Raw genomic sequence first — 8,198 nt, 5'->3', positions numbered from 1 at the left:
GCGCGAGGGCCTGCGGTACGTGTGGCAGCGTCCAGAACTGCTGATGCCGATCCTGCTCGTGGCGTTCGCGGCGATGTTCGCGACCACGGGCGGCCCGCGCGGCCTCCTCGGCGAGGCTCGTCTTGCCGATCCCCGGCTCTCCCGCGATCAGCACGACCCTGTGGTCCGCCGCGGCGACGGCCTCCGACAGCAGTGCGGACTCCCGCCCCCTGCCGACCAGTGGCGGCGCCTCGGGCACGGGGGCCGCGGGCGCGGCGGGGGCTGCGGGGGCTGCGGGCGCGGCGGTGACCGTGCCGCGAGGGATGAGCGAGGGGTCCTGGGACAGGATCGCCCTCTCCAGCTCGCGCGAGCTCGGATCGGGGTCCAGACCCAGCTCCTCGACCAGCAGCCGCCGCCCCTCGGCGAGCGTGGCGAGGGCGTCGGCCTGCCGTCCTGCCTGGTAGAGCGCGTGGGCTCGCAGGCGGCGCAGGCGCTCGCGCAGGGGAAGCGCGGCGAGGAGCCTGGTCAGCTCGGGCACCATCCCGGCCCCGATGCCGAGGCCGAGCTCGGCCTCCGCGGTGTCCTCCACCAGCGCCAGCCTCAGCTCGCCGAGGTGGGAGATCTCCTCACGCGCCCAGGAGTCCTCCTCGAAGCCCGACAGGGGATCGCCCCGCCACTCGGCGAGCGCGCGGCGCAGCTCGTCCCTAGCCCCGGACAGGTCGCCCAGGCGGAGCAGCCGCGCCCCCTGTGCCGCGTGCGTCCTGGCCCGCGTGAGGTCGAGGCTCTCGGCGGGAATGACCAGGGCGTAGCCGCCGAGCTTGCTCACAAGGACGCGGGGGGCCACCGCCCGGACGCGTCCGGGTTCCAGGATGCGGCGGAGCTTGGAGACGTAGGCCTGCACGGTGTTGAGCGCGCCCGCCGGCGGCTCGTCCTCCCAGAGCGCTTCGATGATCCTCGAAGGGCTCATCGGGCGAGGTGAGGCCAGCATGCACATGGCCAGCACGGCCTGTTGCTGGTGCGGTCCGAGGTCCAGGGCGCTCTCGCCGTCGGCGAGCACGCAGACAGGACCAAGCAGGCGAAACTCCACGCAGCTCCCTTGGATGCCCCGGGCGTACGGCCCGATAGTAGCCAGTGCCAACCGGTTCGCATACGGCGAAGCTGGCACGGTCCACCCGATGCGATGGAATGCCCTCTCAAAGGGCGAGGCGCTGCCGGTCGGGCGACCGGGGCGGCTCAGGCGCTTCTGGCGACCTGGGCGGCTCAGGCGCTCTTCCTGGCGGCCGGGGGCTCGAAGAAGTTGAGCAGGCCGTCGCCCTTGCAGGTGCGGCACGTGCGGCCGCCGGCCCCCCTGCCGTCTCCCCCGCAGGTGCAGCAGACGACCACCCGGTCGAACCGGGGGTCGCGATAGGTGTGCCTGGTCCGGTACCGGATGATCGCCCAGCCCTGCACCCACGCGAACCCGTCGATCTCAGCGAAGACGGCGTCGCTGAGCTCCCAGTGGCGGGCCATCGCCTGCTCGCGTATGAGGGTCCAAAGGTTGACTGCGATCCCGGTGGGGCTGACATTCATAGAGGATCGTCCTCTCGTCCGGGTTGCGCGGGTGTTCCGAGCAGGACCGATGCCCCAACCACCGGTCCAGCCTTGAGTCGGCTCCGAACCGGCCGCGCGGCTCGCCGCGCGACCACCCCGTCCCGCAGGGGGCGCCACCCCACGATGACGACTTCACAGGGGAGGCATCTGCTGCGTTAGGGGCTACCCATCTCTTTACCCTGGTTCGTGCCAAGAGCAACCGCCAATGGCAATTGCCACAGGAAAGTGTCGTCGGCGGATACCTTCGGCGTCCACCACAGGCGAATAGTGTTAGCTGTTAGCAATGGGAGCTGCCTGGGCGAACTCGGGAGCACGCGGCGACGGCCGCATCAGGAAGAGGTGAGCGTCGATGGCCGGGGCGAATCCGACCCTACGGCGTCGCCAGCTCGCCACCCAGCTCCGGCGGCTTCGCCAGGACACGGGACTCAGTATTGAGGAAGTGGCCCAGAGGCTCGAGTGCTCACCCGCTAAGATCAGCAGGATCGAGACCGCGCGGCGAGGGGTGATCCCCCGCGACGTGAGAGACCTGTGCCATATCTATGGCACGGATCAGACGGAGGTCGACGCCCTCATGGCCATGGCCAGAGAGGCGCGCCAGCCAGGCTGGTGGCAGACATACGACGAGCATGAGTTTCGCCTCTACATCGGCTTGGAGGCAGAGGCCTCATCGATCACGAGCTACGACACGTGCGCCGTACCCGGCCTGCTACAGACGCCGGATTACGCGAGCGCGATCATCCGGGGTGTCCTCCCGGGTATCGAAGAAAAAGTGCTCGTGGAGCGCGTAGGTGCCCGCATGAAACGGCAGGAAGTTCTTCATCAAGAACACGCTCCCACTTATTCCGTTCTTCTCGACGAGTCAGTTCTTCATCGCTCGATCGGCGGCAGGGAGGTGATGTACGGCCAGCTGGAGCACCTCGTCGCGATTGCCCGGCCAACCCACATCACCACCAGGGTCATCCCATTCAGCGTCGGGGCGCACATTGGGTTCAACAGTGCGTTCACCATATTGGAGATGTTCGATCCTGGAGTACCGGACATCGTATACACGGAAGCCCTGACCCAGCTTCAATATTTTGACAGGCCCACCGATCTCGCCATGTTCAGAGAGGCGGTCGAACGCCTTATGGCGGTGAGCCTCGATCCAGAGGGTTCCATGGCGCTGATCGCAGAAGTCAACCAGAAGTACGCGCCGTGATCAAGCGGCATGGCGCTCACGTTCGTACACTCACTTGATGGCATAATGCCGGATATGGGTACCAGTCTGAGGTGCCCCTATCAAGTCAACCAGCCATCAGGAGAATCAATGAGGTTCTCGCCGACCACGAGGTACACTGACCTCGCATGGCGTGTAGCCAGGGATTGCAACACCTCGAACTGCGTGGCCATCGCAGTTACGGACGGGATGGTCGCCGTTCGAGACTCGAAGGACCCTTGCAGCCCTGTGCTTCTCTATACCGAAAGCGAATGGCAGGCTTTCATCAACGGCGCGAAGAACGGCGAGTTTGATATGCAACGTCTCGTCGAGCAGTAAGATCCGATTAGACAAAGAGCCGAGATGGTCATCGCATCCCATCTCGGCTCTTTTCCGTAGAATCATTGGCCAGCTTCTTGAGGATATACACGACACCGCTCAGCATAACCGTCCAGAGAATTCCCCTATAGACGCTACGGCGGAACAGAGTGGCCGGTTCGGCGTCAACGCCCAGCTCACCTGGCTGGACATCCTGGGACGCCTTCACGGTCGACGCGAGCGCTTTCGCGTACTCACCGTCCACGATCTTGAAGAACCTCCGTTGCCTGATCGTCCCTCTGGTACCCAGCTTCCACGCCGAACGAGCGCCCCGCCACCAGTCCCGCATGAACGGGACCTGAAATGCCTCGGCGAGAAGCTCTCCTCGTAGCGACCCTTCAGAAACGATGCGCGACTCGTATGCCATCCGAAAGTAATTCATCTGCAGGACCGCGTAGACGTGCCGCCGAGCGATGTCCGCCTCCATTTCATCGGGAAGGCCCAGGAAAGGCATATACAACGCTGGATCATCGATGGCCATCCTCAGCAAGTCTGAGTGATGACCTCGCACGGCCTGCAGCCTGTTTGACTTGGCCTCGCCGGCCTGTATCACGAGTGACACCGTGACGGCGATAAGGGCAAGGGCAGAGAATATGGCGGCGACCGCACCATAGGTCTGTCCAATATTACTTAACCGCACCCAATCCAATACTCCGATCCTCTCCGGAGAACTGAACTCATCGATGATCACAGGGGAGGCGACCACCACGAAGAAACCAGCCATGGAGATGACCAGTATCAGCAGGCCCTGAAGTGTCCTTCGAAATTTCAACTACGCCCCTCGGCTCCGGCTCCCGGCCGTACAGGCGAAACCATGTAAGGAGTGACCTGTCAGCCTCTTGCGGGTGCGTATCCAATAGAAGAATGCACTCTTCCATCAAGTTGGTCACAGGCTAGCTCACCAACACGATTGAATCGGGCGTCATCAGCGAAAAGGTGCATGAGTCAGGAACACGGCGCCCTATCCTCTGTAATCTCACGGAGTGCACCACAGTCCGGCGAGTGATCGTTTCGTGGCTTCGCGCATCGCGGTGGTCTTGGCCGGTCCTTCACACCGAACCCCCGGCCCATACCGCCGGCTTTCCTTCAGGCTGAGCATCGCGGACATCCAGGAACGGCGGTTCGACCTCGAACGGCTCGGGGCCGACAGGCGCTAAGCCCCATACCTCTGCTACGTTGGCCGCGTTTGCGGAAGAACGTACGGTAGCCCGAGACCTTCCCCCTGAAGGATTTCCCCGGAGGATACACAGATGGGCGGATTCAAGAAGTTCTTGATGCGCGGCAATCTGGTGGAGCTCGCCGTCGCGGTCGTCGTCGGCGCCACATTCAGCGGGCTGGTCCAGGCACTGGTGACCGACCTGGTGACACCGCTGATCGGCGCCGTCACGGGCGGCAGACAGCCTGACTTCTCGAAGTACTCCTTCACGCTCAACGGCTCGGAGTTCAAGTACGGCGACTTCGTCAACCACCTGCTGACCTTCCTCATCATCGCCGCGGTGATCTACTGGCTGGTCGTCATGCCGATGACCCGGCTGATCGGCTTCTTCGACCGCGACAAGCAGTCGGCCGAGAAGCGGTGCCCCGAGTGCCTGAGCGACATCCCGATCGACGCCCGCCGCTGCGCGTTCTGCACCGCCGAGCTCAGCCCGGTGCCGGCCAACGACCGGCCCCCGGCCTGACCCCCCGGTCGGCGCGGGCCCGGACGGCCCGCCTCCGGACGGCGCGGGCCCGGACCAGATCTTCCTCGCCTCACCGTCTCTCCCGGGTGCGGCCGCCGCGGGTGGCCGTACCCGGCTGAGAACAGGTGGGAAGAGGCAGGAATAGCCCCTGTTCAGCCTGGGTTGTTTTGGGTTGTGAGTGATCTGATCCGTGGTGTCGCCCGTGGTGAGTCGAGCGTCCCGCTCTCCATCCTCGATCTGGCCACCGTGGGCCATGGCGACACTCCCACAGACGCCCTGAGGACGACGACCGAGCTCGCGCGGCGGGCCGAGGACTGGGGATACCACCGGTTCTGGGTGGCCGAGCACCACGGGATGCCGAGCGTCGCCAGCTCCTCCCCCGCCGTGCTCCTCGCCCATCTCGGCGCGAACACCCGCGACATCCGCCTCGGCTCGGGCGGCGTCATGCTGCCGAACCACGCTCCCCTCATCATCGCCGAGCAGTTCGGCACCCTGCACGCCCTCCACCCCGGACGCTTCGACCTCGGCCTCGGCCGCGCGCCCGGCACCGACCAGGCGACCGCCCGCGCGCTGCGCCGCACGGCCACCCCGGACGCCGACGACTTCCCCCTGCAGCTCGCCGAGCTCATCGCCTTCCTGGACGACAACTACCCGGCCGGGCACCAGTACGAGCGCATCCGGGCCGTCCCTGGCGAGGCGAGCGCCCCCGGCTCCGGGCGCCCCCCGATCTGGCTGCTCGGCTCCAGCGGCTTCAGCGCCCAGCTCGCCGGGCTGCTCGGGCTGCCGTTCGCCTTCGCTCACCACTTCAGTGCGGCCAACACGTTGCCCGCGCTGGAGATCTACCGCTCGGCCTTCACGCCGTCCGCGGTGCTCGACAGGCCGTACGCGATGATCGGCGTCAGCGCGGTGGCGTCGGACACGCCCGATGAGGCGCTTCGCAGGGCACGCACGGGCGCGCTCGGCATGCTGCGGCTGCGGCGCGGCCGGCCCGCTCCGCTTCCCACGCCGGAGGAGGCCGAGGCGTACCCCTACAGCCCCGTCGAGGAGCAGTTCGTCCGCGACTGGCTGGCGAACGTCGTCTACGGCGACCCGGCCACCGTGCGCGCGGGTCTTTCGGCGCTGCGCGAGCGTACGGGCGCGGACGAGCTGATGATCACCACCGGGGTCCACGGGGGCGAGGCGCGGCTGCGCTCGTACGAGCTCATCGCCGACGCGTACGGCATGACCAAGCCCGTACATACGTCATAAAACGGCTAAATAACCACTAAAGGCGATAAATATGCCCAGAGTGGGCATATCACCCAGCCAGGGGCCGGTCAGAACGACCGGTCCCACACGAGACCCCGGGTAACATCCCGGTAACGCGGGCGACCGGCCTCCGCCGGTCGCCTCACCCCGCCCCGCGGAGTTGAGCAGGCAGGCCGGGGTGTGCCACTCGCGCCCGTCGCGGCGCCTCCGGTCCCGGCGTCCCCCCACTTCACCAGGAAACTCTGACTGGGACCTTTCTTCGACTGGAATATGTCCGTAACATCGCCTCCAGATCGGCGTGGAACATTTATCGGAAACATCTGTTGACACGCAAGAAACACTGTTATTGTAATGGGAGCGCTCCCACGCCTTCGCGATATACCTTGAAAGCGGAGGAAGCCGGATGGCTGACCAGCCCACGCTTGCCCAGGTAGCAGCCGAAGCAGGGGTCTCCCCCGCCACGGCCTCACGTGTTCTCACCGGATCCGTCCGCGTGAGCACCTCCACCCGCCGCCAGGTCCATGACGCGATGTCACGTCTGGGTTACGTGCGGCACCGCGCGCCCCGCGGGACTTCGGCCCGGCGGTCAGATCAGCTTGTCGCGGCGGTGATCTGCGAGCACACCCAGCGCATGTTCTCCGAACCGTTCTACGCACGACTGCTGTCCGCCGCGGACGAGGTCTTCACCAGCTACGGGGTGCCCTTCGTCGTCATGACCGCCACACCGGCGACCTCGACGATCGCCGCGCCCCCGCTCGTGACGGGATCCTTCGACGGGGTCCTGCTCGCGGGCGCCAGGGAACGACATCCCCTCGCGGTCACCCTGGCCGCCTCGGGGATCGCCGTTCGGAGCGCCGGGCGCCCTCCGGACGGCATCGATCTGCCCTTCGTCGACATGGACAACTTCGACGGAGCCCGCCAGGCGGCCGAGCACCTTCTGCTGACCAACCGGCGGGCGATCACGGTCATCGCGGGGCCGCCCACGCTGCCCGGCGCGCGAGATCGCCTCGACGGCTTCCTCAAGACGCTCAACGCGGCGGGGATGAGCGACGTCCCCGTGGCGTACGGCGACTTCACCCACGCGTCGGGCGCGCACGCCATGCAGTGGCTCCTGCAGCGCTCGCCGCACCTCGACGCGGTCTTCGCCGCCTCCGATCCGATGGCGGCGGGGGCGATGCAGGCGCTGCGGCGGGCGGGACGCCGGGTGCCCGACGACGTGGCCGTGGTCGGGTTCGACGACGCCCCGCTCGCCAGGCACACCTCTCCGACGCTGACCACCGTCCGCCAGCCGGTCGAGGAGCTCGCGGTGCTCGCGGCCAGGATGCTGCTCATGTCGATCACCTCCGAAGACGAGGTCCCGCACGGCAACCCGATTCTGCCCACGGAGCTGGTGGTCCGTGAATCAACTTGATTCGGGAGGCATGCGGGAAGGTGATGTGCTCACGCGCAGATACCGGCTCGTCGAGCAGATCGCGTCGGGGGGGATGTCCGCCATCTGGCGGGCGTTCGACCAGTCGCTTCACCGTACCGTCGCGATCAAGGTGCTGGACGGCAGCGTCGGAGGCGACCACGGTGGTCGCGACCTCATCCGGAGGGAGGCGCGGGCGACCGCCCGCCTGATCCATCCGGACGCGATCGAGGTGTACGACTACGGCGAGACGGTCACCGCGCGCGGCCGGCTCGCCGCGTACGTCGTGATGCGCCTGCTGGACGGCCGGCCGCTGTCGGAGAGGATCACCGAAGGCCCGCTGCCCTGGCGGGAGGCCGCGGTCATTGGCGCCAGGGTGGCGCTGGTGCTCTCGGCCGCCCACCAGCGCGGCATCGTCCACCGCGACGTCACGGCCGAGAACGTCCTGCTCACGCCCGAGGGCGCCAAGCTGCTCGACTTCGGGATAGCGGCGTTCGTGGGCGAGCAGGTCGACAAGCGGCTGGCCGACTTCGGCACCCCGCCGTACGTGGCGCCGGAGCGCCTGACCTGCGCCAGCGTGCACCCCGCGGTCGACGTGTACGCGCTCGGCGTGCTCCTCTACGAGATGCTCACCGCCGCTCACCCCTATCCTTGCCGGCCTGCACGACCTTGTCGAGCAGCGGGAGCAGGTCCTTGTTGGCCGACACCTTGGAGTTGACGA

Annotated in this window: 9 protein-coding genes; 6 read left to right on the top strand and 3 right to left on the bottom strand. The window is 66.9% G+C overall.

What is annotated here, in order from left to right:
- Both AB0B89_RS32890 and AB0B89_RS32885 read right to left on the bottom strand, forming a co-directional pair.
- Positions 1-1,066: BTAD domain-containing putative transcriptional regulator (locus AB0B89_RS32890; RefSeq protein WP_358560569.1), on the bottom strand; the 1,066-nt coding region annotated here is incomplete at its 3' end.
- 173 nt (positions 1,067-1,239) lie between these two features.
- Positions 1,240-1,548, bottom strand: coding sequence for a hypothetical protein (locus AB0B89_RS32885; RefSeq protein WP_358560567.1), 309 nt, complete (start codon positions 1,546-1,548; stop codon positions 1,240-1,242).
- Positions 1,549-1,918: 370 nt separating this feature from the next.
- Here AB0B89_RS32885 and AB0B89_RS32880 point away from each other — a divergent pair, with 370 nt between their 5' ends.
- Positions 1,919-2,767 carry a helix-turn-helix transcriptional regulator gene (locus tag AB0B89_RS32880; protein WP_358560565.1) on the top strand — a complete coding sequence of 283 codons (849 nt, stop codon included), beginning with the start codon at positions 1,919-1,921 and terminating at the stop codon, positions 2,765-2,767.
- 9 nt (positions 2,768-2,776) lie between these two features.
- Positions 2,777-3,103, top strand: coding sequence for a DUF397 domain-containing protein (locus tag AB0B89_RS32875; RefSeq protein WP_358560563.1), 327 nt, complete (start codon positions 2,777-2,779; stop codon positions 3,101-3,103).
- 28 nt (positions 3,104-3,131) lie between these two features.
- Here AB0B89_RS32875 and AB0B89_RS32870 read toward each other — a convergent pair whose 3' ends face one another.
- Positions 3,132-3,866, bottom strand: coding sequence for a DUF6082 family protein (locus tag AB0B89_RS32870; protein WP_358560561.1), 735 nt, complete (start codon positions 3,864-3,866; stop codon positions 3,132-3,134).
- A gap of 526 nt (positions 3,867-4,392) precedes the next feature.
- On the opposite strand from AB0B89_RS32870, the gene mscL reads away from it, so the two are divergent.
- The 4 genes from mscL to AB0B89_RS32850 all read left to right on the top strand — a co-directional run bounded on the left by mscL (position 4,393) and on the right by AB0B89_RS32850 (position 8,195).
- Positions 4,393-4,821, top strand: a complete 429-nt coding sequence (mscL, locus tag AB0B89_RS32865; RefSeq protein WP_358560559.1) for a large conductance mechanosensitive channel protein MscL — start codon at positions 4,393-4,395, stop codon at positions 4,819-4,821.
- Between the two features lie 174 nt (positions 4,822-4,995).
- Positions 4,996-6,069 (top strand): LLM class flavin-dependent oxidoreductase, encoded by a 1,074-nt coding sequence (locus AB0B89_RS32860; protein ID WP_358560557.1) that lies wholly within the window; start codon positions 4,996-4,998, stop codon positions 6,067-6,069.
- A gap of 403 nt (positions 6,070-6,472) precedes the next feature.
- On the top strand, positions 6,473-7,480 hold the full coding sequence (locus AB0B89_RS32855) for a LacI family DNA-binding transcriptional regulator (RefSeq protein ID WP_358560555.1): 1,008 nt from the start codon (positions 6,473-6,475) through the stop codon (positions 7,478-7,480).
- A 10-nt stretch (positions 7,481-7,490) separates the two neighbouring features.
- Positions 7,491-8,195 (top strand): serine/threonine-protein kinase, encoded by a 705-nt coding sequence (locus AB0B89_RS32850; protein ID WP_358560553.1) that lies wholly within the window; start codon positions 7,491-7,493, stop codon positions 8,193-8,195.
- The last annotated feature ends 3 nt before the right edge of the window (positions 8,196-8,198 follow it).

The organism is Sphaerisporangium sp. NPDC049002, assembly GCF_040649355.1.
Taxonomy (GTDB): domain Bacteria; phylum Actinomycetota; class Actinomycetes; order Streptosporangiales; family Streptosporangiaceae; genus Sphaerisporangium.
Note: the sequence above shows the minus strand (reverse complement) of the source record. Positions and strands in the feature narration are given on the sequence as shown.

What these genes read in the sequence shown, in the direction of transcription:
- AB0B89_RS32855 (WP_358560555.1), top strand. Translation starts at nt 6,473, where the DNA reads ATGGCTGACCAGCCCACGCTTGCCCAGGTAGCAGCCGAAGCAGGGGTC.
- AB0B89_RS32885 (WP_358560567.1), bottom strand. Translation starts at nt 1,548, where the DNA reads ATGAATGTCAGCCCCACCGGGATCGCAGTCAACCTTTGGACCCTCATA.
- AB0B89_RS32875 (WP_358560563.1), top strand. Translation starts at nt 2,777, where the DNA reads ATGGCGCTCACGTTCGTACACTCACTTGATGGCATAATGCCGGATATG.
- AB0B89_RS32870 (WP_358560561.1), bottom strand. Translation starts at nt 3,866, where the DNA reads ATGGCTGGTTTCTTCGTGGTGGTCGCCTCCCCTGTGATCATCGATGAG.
- AB0B89_RS32880 (WP_358560565.1), top strand. Translation starts at nt 1,919, where the DNA reads ATGGCCGGGGCGAATCCGACCCTACGGCGTCGCCAGCTCGCCACCCAG.
- mscL (WP_358560559.1), top strand. Translation starts at nt 4,393, where the DNA reads ATGGGCGGATTCAAGAAGTTCTTGATGCGCGGCAATCTGGTGGAGCTC.
- AB0B89_RS32850 (WP_358560553.1), top strand. Translation starts at nt 7,491, where the DNA reads ATGCGGGAAGGTGATGTGCTCACGCGCAGATACCGGCTCGTCGAGCAG.